Annotated in this window: 15 protein-coding genes; 2 read left to right on the top strand and 13 right to left on the bottom strand. The window is 64.3% G+C overall.

Annotated features, from left to right (window positions below; translation table 11 throughout):
• Positions 1 to 20: 20 nt before the first annotated feature.
• From RT460_RS07055 to RT460_RS07045, 3 genes are all read right to left on the bottom strand, one after another.
• Positions 21 to 1874, bottom strand: coding sequence for an amidohydrolase (locus tag RT460_RS07055; protein WP_313318043.1), 1854 nt, complete (start codon positions 1872 to 1874; stop codon positions 21 to 23).
• 186 nt (positions 1875 to 2060) lie between these two features.
• The gene (locus RT460_RS07050; RefSeq protein WP_313318013.1) at positions 2061 to 2717 is read right to left on the bottom strand and encodes a hydrolase; all 657 of its coding nucleotides are present in this window, start codon (positions 2715 to 2717) and stop codon (positions 2061 to 2063) included.
• A gap of 117 nt (positions 2718 to 2834) precedes the next feature.
• Positions 2835 to 3542: a pirin family protein gene (locus RT460_RS07045; RefSeq protein WP_313318012.1), complete on the bottom strand. Its 708-nt coding sequence runs from the start codon at positions 3540 to 3542 to the stop codon at positions 2835 to 2837.
• Positions 3543 to 3680: 138 nt separating this feature from the next.
• On the opposite strand from RT460_RS07045, the gene RT460_RS07040 reads away from it, so the two are divergent.
• The gene (locus RT460_RS07040; protein ID WP_313318011.1) at positions 3681 to 4595 is read left to right on the top strand and encodes a LysR family transcriptional regulator; all 915 of its coding nucleotides are present in this window, start codon (positions 3681 to 3683) and stop codon (positions 4593 to 4595) included.
• 57 nt (positions 4596 to 4652) lie between these two features.
• Here RT460_RS07040 and RT460_RS07035 read toward each other — a convergent pair whose 3' ends face one another.
• The 10 genes from RT460_RS07035 to RT460_RS06990 all read right to left on the bottom strand — a co-directional run bounded on the left by RT460_RS07035 (position 4653) and on the right by RT460_RS06990 (position 15697).
• Complete coding sequence (locus RT460_RS07035; RefSeq protein ID WP_313318009.1) at positions 4653 to 5396, bottom strand: hypothetical protein; 744 nt, start codon at positions 5394 to 5396, stop codon at positions 4653 to 4655.
• Positions 5397 to 5650: 254 nt separating this feature from the next.
• Complete coding sequence (locus RT460_RS07030; RefSeq protein ID WP_313318007.1) at positions 5651 to 6844, bottom strand: GDSL-type esterase/lipase family protein; 1194 nt, start codon at positions 6842 to 6844, stop codon at positions 5651 to 5653.
• Between the two features lie 377 nt (positions 6845 to 7221).
• On the bottom strand, positions 7222 to 7860 hold the full coding sequence (locus RT460_RS07025) for an RpiB/LacA/LacB family sugar-phosphate isomerase (RefSeq protein WP_313318005.1): 639 nt from the start codon (positions 7858 to 7860) through the stop codon (positions 7222 to 7224).
• 421 nt (positions 7861 to 8281) lie between these two features.
• On the bottom strand, positions 8282 to 9037 hold the full coding sequence (kduD, locus tag RT460_RS07020) for a 2-dehydro-3-deoxy-D-gluconate 5-dehydrogenase KduD (RefSeq protein ID WP_313318004.1): 756 nt from the start codon (positions 9035 to 9037) through the stop codon (positions 8282 to 8284).
• Between the two features lie 189 nt (positions 9038 to 9226).
• Complete coding sequence (locus RT460_RS07015; protein ID WP_313318041.1) at positions 9227 to 10285, bottom strand: LacI family DNA-binding transcriptional regulator; 1059 nt, start codon at positions 10283 to 10285, stop codon at positions 9227 to 9229.
• A 43-nt stretch (positions 10286 to 10328) separates the two neighbouring features.
• Entirely contained in the window at positions 10329 to 11912 is a 1584-nt protein-coding gene (locus tag RT460_RS07010) for a family 43 glycosylhydrolase (protein WP_313318040.1), read from the bottom strand.
• Between the two features lie 80 nt (positions 11913 to 11992).
• The gene (locus tag RT460_RS07005) at positions 11993 to 13276 is read right to left on the bottom strand and encodes a TRAP transporter large permease (protein WP_313318003.1); all 1284 of its coding nucleotides are present in this window, start codon (positions 13274 to 13276) and stop codon (positions 11993 to 11995) included.
• A gap of 3 nt (positions 13277 to 13279) precedes the next feature.
• A complete protein-coding gene (locus tag RT460_RS07000) occupies positions 13280 to 13816 on the bottom strand; it encodes a TRAP transporter small permease (RefSeq protein WP_313318001.1) in 537 nt (178 codons plus the stop codon).
• Between the two features lie 12 nt (positions 13817 to 13828).
• A complete protein-coding gene (locus RT460_RS06995) occupies positions 13829 to 14833 on the bottom strand; it encodes a TRAP transporter substrate-binding protein (RefSeq protein WP_313318000.1) in 1005 nt (334 codons plus the stop codon).
• A gap of 36 nt (positions 14834 to 14869) precedes the next feature.
• Positions 14870 to 15697, bottom strand: coding sequence for a 2-keto-4-pentenoate hydratase (locus tag RT460_RS06990; protein ID WP_313317999.1), 828 nt, complete (start codon positions 15695 to 15697; stop codon positions 14870 to 14872).
• A 140-nt stretch (positions 15698 to 15837) separates the two neighbouring features.
• Here RT460_RS06990 and RT460_RS06985 point away from each other — a divergent pair, with 140 nt between their 5' ends.
• On the top strand, positions 15838 to 16827 hold the full coding sequence (locus tag RT460_RS06985; RefSeq protein ID WP_313317998.1) for an alpha/beta hydrolase: 990 nt from the start codon (positions 15838 to 15840) through the stop codon (positions 16825 to 16827).
• The last annotated feature ends 73 nt before the right edge of the window (positions 16828 to 16900 follow it).

The following is a 16900-nucleotide window of genomic DNA, read 5'->3' as shown; positions in this document are numbered from 1 at the left end:
CCGGGCGGGGCCGCAGCGGATCAGAAGGCGAAGCAGGAGCAGCCCAGCGCACCCCAGAAGCCCTGGTAGTTGCTGGTCGGTGCGTCGTGGTGGGCGGCATGGCCATGGCCATGCACGCCACAGCTGCTGCCATGCGCATGGCCGTGGGCCGATGCCACCACCGCGGTTGCCTGGGCCAGGCTGATGCCCTGGTAGCCACCGAAATGACGTACCGGCGACCAGTCCGGCATGGGGGCCGGCAGCGTCGGCGCCGATGCCTCGTACTCGCCGCCGCCATGCACGATCTTGCCGGCGACCACGGTCAGTACCGAGGTGATGTCCTTGATGGCCTCGTCAGCCACGGTGAAGTAGTCGCTGGAAAGCAGGCTGAAGTCCGCGAACTGGCCTACGCCCAGACGGCCCTTGCGCCCATCTTCGGTCGAGAACCAGGCACTGCCTTCGGTCCACAACCGCAGTGCCTGCTCGCGATCAAGCAGGTTGCTTTCCCCATACAACTGCAGGCCTCCCAGCGTACGCCCGGTAGTCAACCAGTACAGCGCCACCCAGGGGTTGTAGCTCGCCACGCGGGTCGCATCGGTGCCCGCCCCCACCGGTACACCGGCCTGCAACATGCGCTGGATCGGCGGCGTCTGCGCGGCAGCTTCGGCGCCATAGCGCTCGACGAACTCCTCGCCCTGGTAGGCCATGCGGTGCTGCACGGCAATGCCGCCACCCAGTGCCTTGACCCGGTCGATATTGCGCTCGCTGATGGTCTCGGCGTGATCGATGATCCAGTGCAGGCCATCAAAAGGCGTATCGCGATTGACCTTCTCGTAGACATCCAGCACCCGGCTGATCGACTCGTCATAGGTTGCGTGGATGCGGAACGGCCAGCGCTTGTCCACCAGCAGGCGCACCACATCGTCCAGTTGCGGCTCCATGTCGGCCGGCAACTCGGGGCGCGGCTCGCTGAACAATTCGAAGTCCGCCGCCGAGAACACCAGCATTTCACCGGCGCCATTGTGGCGCAGCATGTCATCGCCACTGCGTGGTTGCAGCATCTGCGTCCAGCGCTGGAAGTCGGCAAGTTCGCCGCCCTTGTTCTGGGTGAACAGGTTGTAGGCGATGCGCACGGTGAGTTCGTTGTCGGCGTGCAGCTTCTCGATGATCTGGTAGTCATCGGGGTAATTCTGGAAGCCGCCACCGGCATCGATCACCGAGGTGATGCCGAGCCGGTTCAACTCGCGCATGAAGTGGCGCGTGGAGTTGATCTGGTACTCGGTGGGCAGCTTGGGACCGGCGGCCAGCGAGGCATACAGGATGGTGGCGTTGGGCTTGGCCAATAGCAGGCCGGTAGGATTGCCCGCCGCGTCGCGCTGGATCTGGCCACCGGGCGGATCCTTGGTGTGCTTGTCATAACCAACCGCGCGCAGCGCGGCGCGATTGAGCAACGCGCGGTCGTACAAGCGCATGATGAAGACCGGGGTGTCCGGTGCCACCGCGTTGAGCTCATCCAGGGTGGGCATGCGCTTTTCAACGAACTGATGTTCGGTGAAGCCACCCACCACCCGCACCCATTGCGGTGCAGGGGTACGCGCGACCTGCGCCTTCAGCATGGCCATTGCATCGGCCAGCGAACGTACGCCGTCCCAGCGCAATTCCATGTTGTAGTTCAGACCACCGCGGATCAGGTGCGTATGGCTGTCATTGAGCCCGGGCACCAGGCGGCGCCCACCTGCATCGATGATGCGGGTCTGGCTGCCGGCCTTGGCCATGACGCTGGCCTCGTCCCCCACCGCGACCACCACGCCGTTGGCCACGGCAATGGCTTCGGCATCAGGCTTGCGCGGGTCCAGGGTGGTGATGCGGGCATTGCGGATGATCAACTCGGCCATCTTCAGTTCCTTGGGATTGGCAAGGCCGTGCAACGGCAGGCTGGCGACGGTTGCGCCGGCGGCCAGTGTGCCGACGAAGCGACGACGGGAAGGGTCGGACAGATCGGGATGCATCGTGGGCCTCTCGATGGGGCGTATGCCCGCTGCAGGGTGGCGCAACCGGAATCAAGCAGACGTGTTGGTGACTCAGTGCCCGCCTTCACTACCGCCAAACATGCGGGTGGCGTAGTTGATGCCGATGCCATAGGCGCCGCCATTGACCTTGGCGATGCCCGTGGTCAAGGCATAGGTATCGGCGCGCGCCCAGTCACGTTGCAGCTCCAGCAGGTACTGCAGGCTGGTCAGTGGCCGTGCACCGGCCTGGACCATGCGCTGTACCGCGCGCTCATGCGCTTCGACGCTGATATCGCCGGAGGCATCGGTGATGACGTAGACCTCGAAGCCCTGCTCCAGCGCCGACAGCACCGGGCCAACGATGCACACGCTGGTCCACAGGCCAGCAAAGACAATGCGGTCGCGGCCAATGGCGTTGACGGCGGCAATGACGTTGGCGTCTTCCCAGGTGTTCATCGTGGTGCGGTCGATCGCCGGCTGGCCCGCAAAGGCCTCGCTGATCTCATCGAAGATCGGGCCGGAGAAGCTTTTCTCGGCCACCGTGGTCAGCACGGTCGGCACCTTGAAGCCGGCGGCACTCTTGGCCACCAGCGCGGTGTTGTTGCGCAGCACGGCCGGATCGATCGACTGCGTGGCGAATGCCATCTGCGATTGGTGGTCAACCAGGATCAGGGCGTGGTTGTCGGGGTCCAGCAGGCTGTTGGCCGGTGCGGCAGTTGCGGTGGTCATGGCGTGCTCCGTTGCAGAACAGGATGTAAGCGGACGCCTGCCGACGTCGGGCAAGGCGTTGCCGGTGCCGCGACCCGAGGGTCGCGGCTGTCAGGGAAACCAACTGCTACGCCGCGCTTAGAGGGCCGCGGTATCCACCAGCACCAGCTCGCTGTCTTCCAGCGCGGTGATGCGGATGCTGTCCACGCCGGTGATGGCGGCGCCATCGCGGGCTTCCAGCAACACGCCGTCAACCTCCACCTTGCCGGTGTTCGGCACCAGGTAACCGTGGCGGCTGGTGTCGGTGAAGCGGTACTCGGTGCTTTCACCGGCCTTCAGCGTGGCGCCGAGGACACGGGCGTTGGCACGGATCGGCAGCGCATCGTCGTCACCCTGCATGCCACTGGCCAGGGCGATGAAGCGGCCCGAGCGCTCACCCTTGGGGAAAGGCTTCGTGCCCCAGGACGGCTTGCCACCGCGCTGGTCCGGGAAGATCCAGATCTGGAAGATGCGGGTGACACCCGGCTCCAGGTTGTATTCGGCATGGCGCACGCCAGTGCCGGCACTCATCACCTGCACATCGCCGGCCTCGGTGCGGCCCTGGTTGCCCTGGTCGTCCTTGTGGCTGATGGCGCCTTCACGCACATAGGTGATGATTTCCATCTCGGCGTGCGGGTGCGGCGGGAAGCCGGTGCCCGGCTGGATGGTGTCATCGTTCCAGACCCGCATCGCGCCCCAGTTCATGCGCTTGCTGTCCTGGTACTCGGCGAAGGAAAAATGGTGCTTGGCATCGAGCCAACCGTGATTGGCTCCACCAAGGCTGGCAAACGGGCGACGTTCAATCATGGCGTTCTCCTGGAAGCGGGTGGTGATTCGATAGGAGCCAGTCTAGGGTCGCCAAACCATGCTGAGAATAGAAACAATGGAAAAGCATTCATTCCGTTTGTAGCATGATCACCCTGCCCCTCCCTGGACGTACCTGCCGTGAATCGCCTGCCTGATCTGGAAGCCTGGGCCATCTTCGCCAAAGTCGCCGAAGCCGGCTCCTTTGCCCGCGCGGCCGAGGAGTTGCAGCTCTCCCAGGCCACGGTGTCCAAGGCCATCACGCGGCTGGAAACGCGCATCGGTACCAGCCTGTTCCACCGCACCTCGCGGCGCATGTCGCTGACCGCTGCGGGCGAAGCGGCGCTGGAACGCGCGACCCGCATCCTGGGCGAAGGCGAAGCCGTGGAAGCCGAGGTCGCCGATCGGTCCGCAGCACTACGGGGATTGATCCGCCTGGCTGCCCCCATGTCGTTTGGCGTCTCGCGGCTGGCGCCGCTGCTGCCGGGCTTCATGCAGGATCACCCCGATGTCGAGCTGGACCTGCAACTCAGCGACGGCATGGTCGACCTGGTGGCCGAACGCTTCGACATGGCACTGCGCATTTCCACCCTGGCCGATTCCAGCCTGCGCGCACGTCGCCTGTGCCAGGTGCGCATCCTGCTGGTCGGGGCACCGGCCTACTTCGAACGGCACGGCAGGCCCGCGCATCCCCGTGACCTGGCCCATCACCGGGGTTTCCAGTACAGCTATACGCGTGGCGGCAACACCTGGCGTTTTCGCCACCAGCACCATGGCGAGTTCGCCCAGACCGTGCCGCGCCAGCTGCAGGCCAACAATGCCGAAGTCTTCGACGCAGCCCTGCAGGCCGGCCTTGGCTTGGCCCTGCAACCGGAATTCCTGGTCTGGGAGCAGCTGCGCGATGGCCGCCTGCAGACGGCACTGGATGACTGGAAAGTCGAGCCGCTGGCGCTGAACATCATCACCCCGCCGGGCTTGCACCGGCCGGCACGGGTACAGGCGGTGATCGATTACCTGGCAGCCCGGTTGGAAAAGGAACCGTGGGCCGCGCCCTAGCCAAGCGCTTGCGGGCAAGACAGGTGCAGGTTTGGCAGCCTGCACCTGCATCCCGCATCAGAAGCGCACTTCACCGCCGAGGGTAACCGTGTCGGCCCGGCTCACGTCGTACTCGTCGTCGTAGTAATAACCGTCCGCCGAATAGGCGTACGCGGTGTACACCAGCTGCAGGTTGAAATGCCGGCCGATGTCCACGCCCACACCAAGGCTGCTGTAGGCACCATCGATGGTGACCTTGTCACCCCAATCATCCTCGCTTCGCGCACGCCAGTAACCCAGCCGCGCGACGCCGAACCACGGGCTGTTACCGAAGTTGAAGCGCGCGTTGCCGCCGATGGTATTGAACTTGACCTCGGGGATTTCGTAGTCCTGCCATGTCGTATCCGCCAGGCGTCCGGCGCCCGCTTCGATACCCACCTGGACGTAATCGCCCGCCTGCCAGCGGTAACCGGCACTGACGGCTACCGCTCGCTGGTCCACATCTTCGTACACCCAGCCACTACCGCCCTGCACGCCGACAAAGAAGCCGCCTTCCGGCTGCGGCTTGCGTGCAGCAGGCCGGGCGTAAGACGTTGCAGCGGTCTGGTAGGCGGGCTGCACCTGCGTAGCGGACTGCACCGGGCTGGCCGACTGCGCGTCGCTGGTGGCGGTAGTGCTGGTATCCGCGCTGGGCGTGGTCACCGGCGTTGCCTGCCCGCCCTGTTGCGCGCGATAGGCCTTCCATCCGGGTATCGACTGTGCCTGTGCGGCGGCGGCGGTGAGCAACAGCACCGGTACGGCAATTGCCGTGAGCTTGTTCATCTGCATTCCCTTGAAGTGATCTGTAACGTCCTTACTGCGCTCGTAAGAAGGTGCAGTGGACGAGGCCTTGACCCGCGCCTGGCATCACTTCCCTGCAGCCGCGTGCCGCCTGGCGCTGTGGCCAGACGGTTCATGTGCTGCAAGTCCCCCCTTTGGGCGGCAGGTTGCGGGGGATAAGGAGCGCTGTCAACTGACCCTCCAGCGCCCTCGCTTCGCCCCAAGGACGATAGCTAGGAGAACCCGGCAATTGAAACTCAGCGCACCGCGTCGCTGGTTGCCGGATACGCCAGCATCACCACCAGGTCCTCGTCGCCTGTCTGCTGCAGGGCGTGGCTGCTGCCGCTGCGCGTGAGCAGCGCATGCCCTGGCCCGACTTCGTACTGCGTTCCATCCAGCACATATAGGCCACGGCCACTGACGATGTAGTAGATCTCGTCCTTGTGCTGCGGATGCAGGCCGATGCCGGCGCCTTTGTGCAGCACACGCTTGCGCATCACGAAGGGAAGATCACTTACTTCGGCGAAGAAGGAGTAAGCCGTGGTCGGGCCGGCGCCACCATGCGGGCCGGGTTGCTGGCGGCCAATATCCTGTTCGCGGATGACCTGCGAACCATGCGTTTGGGTGGCCGCCGGCTTGGCAACAGGCGTTGCCGGAGCCGCCGCACTTGCCATCGATAGCGGCACGCCCTGCCCTGCGCTGATCGTGGCGCAATCGATGTCACGCTTGAGCACCGCTTTCATTTGTGGCGCAAGCTGCACCCAGCCACGCATTACCTGGCAGGCAATGGCCGTGGCACCGGCCACACTGAAGTGCGTGCCATCGGCCTTGTTCTGCTCCGGCACGAACATGAAGTACGGCTTGGCGCCCTGCTCGCCCAGCGCGCGGATCCATGCCATCGAACTGGCATTGAGATCGATCAACTGCACCTGCTGCTGCTCGGCAACGTGTTTCATCGCCTGCGTATAGCGCCCGTGCGTATCGAGTAGCGCACCGAAGTCGTAAAGAAGGCGCGCAACCGGAGTGATCAAGACGGGCGTGGCACCCTTGCCGCGCGCAGTAGCGATGTAGCGCGAGAGAAACTGTTGGTAGTCGCTGTCTGGATCGGTGTAGCGCGTCGGGTCTTCCTGCTTGGCATCGTTGTGGCCGAACTGGATCAGCAGCACATCGCCCGGCTGCAGTTCCTTCTCGATGGCATCCAGGCGGCCTTCGTTGATGAAGCTGCGGGTGCTGCGGCCACCAATGGCGTGGTTGCGCACCTGCCACTGACTCTCATCCAGCCAACTTTGCAGGGCTTGGCCCCAGCCGGCTTGCGGTGCGCGCTCCGGGCCGTAGGTGGCTGCGGTGGAATCTGCGGCGATGAAGATGCGGTGGGGGGATGCTTGGCATTTTGCTTGGAAAGAAAAAGCAAACGCGAAAATGCCGACCAGAAAAGATGCATGAAATTGCATGGGCTGCTTCTGCTCAAAAGCCCCTCTCCCCTTGCGGGGTGAGAGGGGACGGTTGACGAACCGAAGGTTCGTGGACCCTTGACCGCCCTTGCGCCAGCGCAAGGGCTGGGGCGCGGAGCGGGGGTTGGGGAGAGCGGTAGCGATCGAAGATCGCTGCTTTGATGAGTTCCACCGACGAGAAGCAAGCGTGCTTCGCACGCCTCCCCTCTTCCGCCCTACGGGCATCCCCGCCTTCGCGGGGACAGGCTCTTCTCCCGCAAGGGGAGAAGGGCTGGATACGTTTTCCAAGGAGCGCTGATAGAGACCAAAATCAACAAACAACAAAGGCGCCCGCAGGCGCCCTTGTCTGCCCGCGAGGGCGCTACCGCACGCCGGGCTTACTTGCCCAGCACGCTCTTCACGTAGGCGACGATGTCCTGGTCCTGCGCGTTGTCGAAGAATGCCTTCTGGAAGCGCTCGCCACCCACGGCCTGCTTCACCAGTTCCTGGTCGATGGACTTCAGGCCTTCGACGAAGTCCTTCGAAGCGCCCTGCTTGACCTGTGCCAGGATGCCGGCGTTGGCCATCTGCGATTCCTTGCGCTCAGCCGGGTAACCCTGGCCGCGCTCACCGGCAAACGCCTTCTCGAAGATGAAGCGGATATTGATTTCCGCACCCCAGCCGTAGCCCTTGGCGAACGGCAGCGCCAATGCATTGCCATTGTTGACCTGGGCGAACAGGAAGGCGTCGGTCGGCTCGATGCAGTAGCCGCAGTACACGCCCGGCCATGCGTTGAGCGACATCATCGCGCCCTGCCCGGTGCCGCAACCGGCCACCACGAAATCCACGGCCTTGGCATTGAGCAGCAGCGCGGCGCAGATGCCCAGGTGGATGTAGGTCAGGCGGTGATCGTTGTCACCGTCCATGCCGACGTTGTAGACGTCGTGGCCCTGTGCGGCGGCGACGGTGTTGAGCTGCTCCAGCACCACCGGATTCTTGGCGGCCTGGCTGAACTCCTGCATCAATGCGATTTTCATTGCGTGACTCTCATTTATAGGGGGAAACGGTGTTGTTGATGGGGTGGAAGCTAGAGCTCCCCTCATCCGCCCCTTCGGGGCATCCCCGCCTTCGCGGGGACAGGCTCTTCTCCCGCAAGCGGGAGAAGGGAAATCTGTGCTGCTTGCGGCTGAAGATTGGCTGCCGCTGCTCGCTGTTGCTTTGACTGTTGCTTTGGCTCTTGCCGCTGCTTTGGCTTTGGCTTTGGCTGTTGCTTTGGCTCTTGCCGCTGCTTTGGCTTCTGCTGTTGCTCTGGCTTCGGCTGTTGCTTCAGCTTTTGCCTTGGCTGTTTGCTTTCCCCTCTCCCGCCTGCGGGAGAGGGGTAGGGGTGAGGGCGCTCCAACGCTTTTCAGCTTTCGCTTCTTTCCTGCGCTATAAGCCTTCACCCGCCACCATCAATCCTTAGCGCGCCAACCAACCACCATCCACCGGGATGATCGCGCCGTTGACGTAATCCGAGGCGGTCGATGCCAGGAATACCGCCGTGCCACCCAGATCTTCCGGCTTGCCCCAGCGGCCTGCCGGAATGCGATCAAGGATCGCCTTGTTGCGGTCTTCGTCGGCACGCAGCTGCGCGGTGTTGTCGGTGGCCATGTAACCGGGAGCAATGGCGTTGATGGTCACGCCCTTGCCTGCCCACTCATTGGCCAGCAGACGGGTGATGCCGGCAATGCCGCTCTTGGAAGCGGTGTACGACGGCACCCGCACGCCACCCTGGAAGGACAGCATCGAGGCGATGTTGATGATCTTGCCGCTGCCCTGGGCGATGAAGTGCTTGCCCACAGCCTGGCTCATGAAGAAGGCAGACTTGATGTTCACGTTCATCACGTCGTCCCAATCCTTCTCGCTGAAATCGACGGCGTCAGCGCGACGGATCAGCCCGGCGTTGTTGACCAGGATGTCCAGGCGGCCCAGGCCAGCCAGGGTTTCCGCCACCACACGCTCGACCGGCTCGATGCTGATCAGGTTGGCTTCGATGTTGAGGAAGCGGCGGCCCAGTGCGCGCACCTTCTCGGCGGTCTCGTCAGCCGGAACGATGCCTGCACCGGCGATATCGGCACCGGCGGCGGCCAGCGCCAGCGCGATGCCCTGGCCCAGGCCGGTATTGGCACCGGTTACCAGTGCGACCTTGCCTTCGAGACTGAATGGATTCGTCATGGTGTTCCTCTCCCTGAGCGGTGGTTCGGTTGTGCAAACGGGGGCCGCCGGAGCAGGGCGGCCTGATCTTGTCCCGTAGGCCCGCAAACGGATGCGGGCCGACAGGGCGATTCTAGTCAATTAGGAAACCGGTGTCATTTTGCACCGCAAGAATAAGCGTTTCCTTTATGGAACAGCAACTTGAGTCGTTCAGTCCTGAGGCGGCTGGCAGGAGTCGCGCACGATCAGGTGCGGGCGCACGCTGGCCAGCGGCAGGGCGTTCTTGCCCTCGGGCTGGATCAGCATGGCGGCTGCGGTGCGCCCGGTGTCGCGGGTATTGCGCCGCACCGAGGTCAGCGATGGCCACAGCCGCGACGCCAGCGGGCTGTCGTCGTAGCCAACCACCGACAGCTCGCGTGGAATGCTGATGCCGGCACGCATGGCGACCTTGTAGACGCCGGCGGCCATTTCATCGTTACCGGTGAAGATGGCGGTCGGGCGCTGCTTGCCCAGCAGCAGTTTCTCGGCCGCGGCCACACCGGATTCAAAGGTGTAACCGGCCTCGATGATGCGTGCCGGCGGCAGCTCGATACCGCGCCGCTCCAAGGCTTCGATGAAACCCGCGGTGCGCTCGTGCGCCGAACGGTAGGCAGTGGGGCCGGTGATCAGGGCGATGTCGCGATGACCCAGTGACAGCAGGTAGTCGGCAGCTTCCGCCGCACCGTCGCGGTCGTGGGTGATGACCATCTGCGAGGTCTCATCCAGCGGCAGCGCGGCAATGCGGGTGAAGCGGCAGCCGATCTCGTCCAGCATGTCGGCCAGCGCCTGGTCTTCCGAGGCACGCGGCACCAGGATCACGCCGTGCAGCTTCTGCTGCTGGACGAAGCGCTTCACGCCCTCGATGTAGCCGGGGCTGCGGGTGTCGCACGGATGCACCACCAGCTCGAAGGTCGAGCCACGCAGCGCATCCAGCGCACCGTTCTGCATGTCCACCACGTACTGCGCGGTGGGGTTGTCGTAGACCATGCCGATCAGGAACGAGCGCCGGAACGCCAGGCCACGCGCCAACGGGTCGGGCGTATAACCGACCTCGCGCATCAGCGCCTCGACCTTGTCGCGCGTGTCTTTGCGCACCAACGGCGAGTTGTTGATGATCCGCGACACGGTCTTCTTGGAAACACCCGACAAGCGCGCGATGTCGTTGATGGTGGCGGGCCGCCCCAGATCCTGGGGGGTGGTGGCGGCGTCGGCTTTCTTGCGCAAGGGCATGTCCTTGAAACCGTTCATGACGAGCATTCTAGGGGGCCCGCGCTCAATCCAGAGCGCGGTAACGGAACTGGCGGAAATGGACCTTGCCGTTGCCAGCGGCGTAAATGGCCGGCTTCAGCGCAAGGAACTTCCCCGCCACATTGTGATGGTAGCCGGAGACTTCCATCTGAACAGGGTATTTCTGCCAGCTCTGCCCGTCCTTGGACGTATGTACTGTCAGGATGTGGCGGTTGTTGGTCACCCGCAGCCACAATTTGCCGCCCGTGGCGCTGGGCTGGGGCAGGGTGGGGCGTTCCTCGCCATAGCGGTGCAGGATGAACTGCTCACCATTGCTGCCGACGCCGGCGTACAGGCGATCGCTGTAGAACAGCAGGGCGCCGCCGAAGGCACCGGGCTCGATGTCCATCTCCACTTCGAACTGATAGGCCACGTCGCCGGCAATGGCGGTCAGCGGTGAACTGTCACGCGGGGTCGTACCCTTGCCCTGCAACGTCATGCCGCCCTGGTCGAAGGACAGGCGCTGGTATTCCTCACGGGTCGGGTTGAAGAACGACCACTGCGGGCCAAGCTTGCCGCCCTTGAAGTCATCGGACAGGGCCATGCCATGCGGCACGGCCTCACCGGACGGCTTGGCCAACGGGGAGCCAAGGTCGCCGCCCTTGGCCTCGAACCAGCCGTCCTTGGTCCACTCGATCGGTTCCAGCAGCATCTGCCGGCCCAGCGTCCAATACCCATTCTCATAGCCGTGGTACATCATCCAGCTGCGTCCATCCGTACCCTCGATCAGGGTGGCATGGCCGCGTGACCACCACGGTTCATTGCGGTCGCGGGTACGGGTGATCGGGTTGTTGGGCGCGTTTTCCCAGGGGCCATGGATGGAACGCGAACGTGCGGTGATGACCATGTGCCCGGTTGGCGGGCCGGCGGTGCCGCCCACGGCGGTGGTCATGTAGTACCAGCCATCACGCTGGCTGATCTTCGGGCCTTCCTGGGCATAGGATTCCACGTCCCAGCTTTCCGGGTAACGCCAGCCGTCATACACGTGCTTGGGCTTGCCGACCACGCTCAGGCCGTCATCGCTGATCTGCACGTAATCACCGCCGGACAGGAACAGGTAGCGCTTACCGTCTTCGCCGACGGCGTGGCCGGGATCGATGTAACCGGACAGGCCGATGTCGATCGGCTCACTCCACGGTCCCTTGATATCGTCGGCCCAGACCACGAAGTTGCTGCGCGCGTTGGCGGTACGTGCCGGGAAATAGATGTAGTAGCGATCGTTGTGCTTGATGATGTCCGGTGCCCAGATCGCACCGACATTGGTGCTGATGGCATGGCCCAGCGGCTGCCAGTTGACCAGGTCGCGCGAATGCCAGATCGGCAGGCCAGGGTAGGCATCGAACGAGGACAGGGTGAGGTAGTAATCATCACCGTCCTTGAGCACCGACGGATCCGGGTGATCGCCGGCCAGCACCGGGTTGAGGAAGCTGCCATTGCCAAGATCGGCCATGCGCTGGTTCTCGATACCACGCTTGGCCACGGTCGGTGCATCGGCAGCCCAGGCCGGCGCAGCCGCCAGCAGGCATGCCGTGGCCAGCGCGGCCAGGGTACGGGTCACGTTCATCAACATCTCCACAGTGAAGGCGACAGGCGCGGGCGCCGTCGCGATTTCCGCAGCAGGGGCAGAGGACCTGCCCATGCCGTCATGCATCAACTACGCAGCAGGGCTGGCAGCCACAGGGACAACTCGGGGAAGAAGGTCACCACCAGCAGCACGGACAGGCCCGCCAGCCAGAACGGCCAGATGGTCTTCATGCTGTCGGCGACGCTGATCTTGCCGATGGCGGTGCCGATGAACAGCACCGAGCCCACCGGCGGCGTCACCAGGCCAAGACCGCCGGTCAGTACCAGCACCAGGCCGAAGTGGATCGGGTCGATACCATAGGCCTTGGCCACCGGCAGGAAGATCGGCGTGCAGATCAGGATCATCGGCGCCAGGTCCATGAAGGTACCCAGCAGCAGCAACATCACCACGATCATCAGCAGCACCATGTACTTGCTGTGCGCGAACGACTGCAGGAACTCCACCGCCGCCGCCGGCACCTGCAGGTAGGCCAGCAACCAGCCGAACACCGCAGCGGTGGCAATCACGAACAGGATCACACCGGTGCTGCGTGCGGCATGCACCACGGTGGCCATGAACTCCTTCCAGTTCAATTGGCGGTACAGCACCGTGGTCACCAGCAAGGCGTAGACCACGGCAATGGCTGCCGATTCCACCGCGGTGAAGATGCCGGCACGGATACCGAAGAAGATCAGCGCAACCAGGCCCAGGCCGGGCAGGGCGGCGACCAGCCGCAGCATCACCGCACGCATGCCGGGGAAGGCTTCCACGCCGTAACCACGGCGACGCGCGACCACATAGCCGGTGATCATCAGCACCACGGTCATCAGCAGCGCCGGCATGATGCCCGCCGCAAACAGGTCGGCGATGGACAGGCCACCACCGGCCGCGGCCGAGAACAGGATCAGGTTGTGCGAAGGCGGCACCAGCAACGCCACCAGCGCCGCGGTGATGCTGACGTTGACCGCGAAATCACGGTCGTAGCCGCGCTTGACCATCTGCGGAATCATCGTGCCACCCACTGCCGAAACGTCAGCGATGGCCGAGCCGGAGACGCCACCAAAGAACAGCGAGGACAGGATCGAGACCTGGCCAAGACCACCGCGCAGGCGCCCGACCAGCGAGGAAGCCAGCGAAATCAGACGCTCGGAAATGCCACCGCGCATCATGATTTCGCCCGCAAAGATGAAAAGCGGAATGGCGATCAACGAGGCCGAGCCGGTGCCAGCCGAAATCTGCTGCACCAGCACGATGCTGGGCAGGTCCAGGTAGAGCAGCGTGGCCAATGATGCGGCGGCCAGCGCATAGGCCACCGGCACGCCGATCAACAGCAGCACGCCGAACATGGCAAAGAGAATGGCGATACCCATGATTCAGCGGTCTCCTTCAGCGACGGCGGTGCCCGTGCCCGAACCGGCCCGCAGGGCCAGCAGCAGGCGATTGAGCGCGAATATCGCCATCAGCGCGCCACCAATGCTCAACGGCAGGTAGTTCACGCTCTGCGGCAGATCAGCGCCCGCGGTCTTGATGTGCAGGCCATCCATCCACAGCAGCCAGCCCCACCATGCGATGAAGGCGCCAATCGTGCCGACGATCAGCGGCACCAGCGCATCGATCACCCGCTTGACCAGCGGGTTCAGATGCTCGGCCAGCAGGAAGAAACCGAAATGACGGTTGGTATGCACACCGGCCGCAGCGCCCATGCTCATCGCCGTGCTCAGCAGCAGCAGGGTCACCGGCTCGGTCCAACTGGGCGAATCATTGATCACATAGCGGGCGAACACCTGCCAACCCTGGACCACCACCAGCCCTAGCAGGGCGATGACGGCGATATGGATGACCACGTCAGCCAGCCGTTCCAGCGCACGCTGGATGCCAACCGGGCCCGTTTCTACATTGGTATCAGACATCGCTGGGGCCCCTCAGGCGAAATCGCGGATGCGACGGTGCAACGCGGCGATATCCGCTTGCTGCAGGTAGTCACGCAGCAGCGGCTCGGCTGCCGCACGGAACGCCGGCATGTCCACCGCGTTGGACTTCACCCCATAGGCCAGCACTGCTTCGCGCGCCTTGTCTTCGGATGCATCCCATGCGGTGCGCATCACCTGCACCGATTGGCGGGCCAGATCAATGATCAGGCGACGGTCCGACGGGCTCAGGCCATCCAGGCTGCGGCGCGACATCAGCAGGATGTCCGGCGCATAGGAATGCTGGCTTTCCGACCAGTAATGCGCAGCCTCGAAGTGACGGCTGGAATGAAAGCTGCGCATGTTGTTTTCAGCGCCGTCGATCATGTGCGTTTCCATGCCGGAGAACGTGTCGCCCAGCGACATCGGCGTGGGGTTGGCACCGAACAGGCGCATCAGCTGCAGGAAGATGTCCGAGCTGGCCACGCGCAGCTTCAGGCCATGCAGGTCCTTGGGCTCAACGATGGGGTGCTTGGTGTTGTAGAAGCTGCGTGCACCGGAGTCATAGACCGCCAGGCCGACCAGGTCGCGGCTCTCGAAGCCCTGCAGCACCGCATCGGCAATGCCGCCATCCAGCGCACGGCGCATATGTGCGACCGAGTCGAACACATACGGCAGGCAAAGCGCGCGGGTCAGCGGAAACGCATTGTTGAGCGCACCGGAATAGACGCGGGTGATGTCGATGGCGCCAAAGCGGGCCATGTCGATCGCCTCGGACTCACGCCCAAGCTGGCCGGAGTGGTACTGGTTCAAGCGCAGGCGGCCGCCGGTCTCACGCTGCAGCTGCTCGCCTATCCACTTGACCGCAGTGACGGTCGGATAGTCGGCCACATGCACATCGCTGGCGGTCAGCACGTGGCTGCCGCCGGGCGTGGCGGTGTTGCCTGCGGAGCAGGCGGCAAGCACCGGGGCGGCCAACGCCCCCATGCCGGTTTTCAGAAAGCCTCTTCGAGTAACCATTGCGCCCTCCAACGCGTTGCTACCGTGGCTGCGGGATTACCCCGCCGGCACGGCCCTGCAGGAAATGTCGCCGTAACCGGCAAAGCGAATCAATGCCACCTGGCCCACTTTGATGTCATGGATGCCGGTGGCATTGCCGGTGGCGATCAACTCGCCCTTCTGCAGCGGACGGCCACGCTTGGCCGAGCGCGACAGCGCAAAGGCATAGGCGGCACGCAGGCCACCGGGCAGGGTGGTGGCACCGCCGGTGCCAACCACCACGCCATCGATCTCGGTCTGCGCGCGCAGCTCGGGTTCGTCACGCTGGGTCCAGTTGGGCACTTCGCTGCCCAGCACCAGGCCGTTGTTGTTGCCAAAATCGGACACGACCACGCGCGGGCCGAGCACATTGATGGTCGCCAGTGGGCTGCTGGCCACTTCCACGCCGATGTGCAGGCGGGCGGGCAGGGCTTCGGCTTCTTCCGGGGTCCAATCGAGCTTGTCGGCGGGCGCATCGGCCAGCAGCTCCAACACGTACTCGGCCTCTACGGCGGCGAAGCCACCGGCGGCGGAAAACACCGGAATATCCACAATGGCACCGGTAGCATTCCAGAGATTGCGTTTGAAAATCGGGCCCAGCAGGCGCTCGTCGCCGGAGCTGTCACGGCGCTCGGCGGCGATATAGCCGACCTTCCAGCCAACCACGCGGTCGTCCCAGCGGCCGATGGCCAGATCCTGCACCTGATAGGCGGTGACCAGGTCCTCCGGAATCGTCCCCGGGAAATCCGGAAGCGAACGGCCGTCGCGGCGTGCTTCCACGAAAGTGCGGGCAATGTCGTCCAGCGCGGCATCTGCCTGCGGCTGGCTGCCTTGGTCGTTGCTCAAGTGCGTCTCCTGGTGACTTTGTTGCACTGCCCATCGACAGTGCCGTGACTGGCTGTATAAGGTAAACCGGTGTCATCTGACAATGTGCAGTGCACCAGAACTTGCGCCGGTCCGCCAACCCTGCTGTGCCAGACGTGCCCATGAATCTTCTCAAACCCTTGTTTTACCTGACTTTCGCCGCAACTGTCGGCCTCCTTCCCGGCACCCTGCGGGCAGCCACCGACGGCGAGCCCGAGCCGGGCTCGGCGGATCGCATCGCGCTGTGGCCGCGGGGCATGGCACCGGGGGACAAGCCACTGTCGCAGCCCCAGCGCATCGTCGAACGCAGCGCGGATCCGGCCCTTCCAGACCGCTACATCGATCATGTCAACGCGCCCTACCTGGTCGCCTATCGCCCCGCCCGTCCCAATGGAAGCGCGCTATTGGTGATTCCCGGTGGCGGCTATCAGCGGGTGGTGCTGGACAAAGAGGGCACCGCACTGGTGCCAGCGTTGGCAGAGCAGGGTGGCGTCACGCTGTTCGTGCTGCGCTACCGCCTGCCGGGCGAAGGCCGCGATGATCGCGAAGCGGCATTGGCTGATGCCCAGCGTGCGCTGCGGCTGATCCGCCACCATGCCAACGCGTGGGGACTGGATCCGCACCGTATCGGCGCGATGGGCTTCTCTGCTGGCGGCCACCTGGCCGCGCGCCTGGGCACCGGCTTCGACCGCACCGTCTACCCGCACACCGATGCGATCGATGCTGAAAGCGCACGGCCGGATTTCCAGCTGCTGATGTACCCCGTCATTACCATGCGCGGTGACGACGTGCATGCAGGCTCGCGCCAGCGCCTGTTGGGCAACACGCCCAGCGACGCACAACTGCAGCAGTACTCCATGCAACAGCAGGTACGCGCGGATACGCCGCCGACCTTCCTGCTGCATGCCGCCGATGATGACGTAGTGCCGGTAGGCAACAGCCTGCTGTTCTACGACAGCCTGCGCAAAGCCGGCGTCAGCAGCGAAATGCACCTTTTCCCGCACGGCGGCCACGGCTTCGGCACGCGAGGCACCGCAGGACTGACCACCGCCGCCTGGCCGCAACTGGCGTTGAGCTGGATGGCGTCGCAACAACCAACCAAGCCGAAGTAAGGTTCAAGCCCCTCTCCCCTTGCGGGAGAGGGGTTGGGGAGAGGGGGCAGAACCATCAGGCCTCTTGACCACC

It is taken from the genome of Stenotrophomonas sp., assembly GCF_032061965.1.
Classification (GTDB): Bacteria; Pseudomonadota; Gammaproteobacteria; order Xanthomonadales; family Xanthomonadaceae; genus Stenotrophomonas.
The sequence above is the reverse complement of the archived record's forward strand: the minus strand, read 5'-3'. Positions and strand labels throughout refer to the sequence as shown.